This is a genomic window from Coleofasciculus sp. (assembly GCF_046565525.1).
Lineage (GTDB): Bacteria > Cyanobacteriota > Cyanobacteriia > Cyanobacteriales > Coleofasciculaceae > Coleofasciculus.
On the sequence record NZ_JBKHUP010000266.1, the window covers coordinates 1 to 1000 of the forward strand.

The 1000-nt window shown below is 40.5% G+C and carries 1 protein-coding gene; it reads right to left on the reverse strand.

The window, feature by feature from the left end:
* Positions 1 to 863: RNA-guided endonuclease InsQ/TnpB family protein (locus tag ACLGGO_RS35630; RefSeq protein ID WP_446422859.1), on the reverse strand; the 863-nt coding region annotated here is incomplete at its 3' end.
* Positions 864 to 1000 lie beyond the last annotated feature (137 nt).

The following is a 1000-nucleotide window of genomic DNA, read 5'->3' on the forward strand; positions in this document are numbered from 1 at the left end:
TTGACCATATTTCGCACTTGCAAGTCTTCATAAGCTACCAAGTCGTTAGACCGGACTACGCACAATGCAGTCTTTACTGCAAAGTCTTTACGCTGCCTACTGACTTTCAAGTGTTTCTTGGCTAACTTCTGTTTAGCTTTCTTATAGTTATTAGATTGGGGTTGACCTTTTTTGAACTTCTTAGATACCCGCTTTTGGAGACGCTTAAGTTGTTTCTCTGATTTTCTCAGGAATCTCGGATTCTCAACCGTTTGACCGTTTGAGTCAGTATAAAAGTGGTTTAACCCAACATCTAATCCTACAGTATTACCTGTTGGTTTTTTATCCTCAGTCCTGTCATGGTCAATACAAAACTGAGCATAATAGCCATCGGCGCGACGTACTACCCTAACCCTTTTGATTTGGGTAAGTTGGTAGTAGTTTAAGTCACGAGTTCCATAAAGCTTAAACGTTCCGGCTTTAAACCCATCAGTAAATGTGATGTGGTCACGTTTTTCTGATAGCTTCCAACCTGAGGTTTTGTACTCTACAGAACTATGGTTAGGACGATTCTTTTTGTACTTGGGATATCCTTTCTTCCCTTTGACTTGTTTTTTACAGTTATCAAAGAATCGACTGATACTAGCCCAGGTACGCTCAGACATGGCTTGTCGGGCTTGGGAGTTTAATTTTCTTACCCAAGGAAATTCTTTACTTTTACCAAGAATCGTACAATACTTAGAAAAATCGTTGCGATTCTTAGCCTGACCGTCTTCCCAATATCGGAGGCAAGCATTACGAATAAACAGACCAGTACGAATGGCTTCATCAAGCCTTCTATACTGATACTCTCTACCTTTTAACTTACCCTCGTAGACAATCATTTTACCACTTTTAGCTTATGGTAGAATTATAGCATAGTAAAGCTAACACTCGCAACTAAAGTTGCTTGGCTAAACGCCTCGCTCGGTTTCATCCCTCGGATAAATCACGAGGGCTTTCACCATCGCTTACCTTGTAA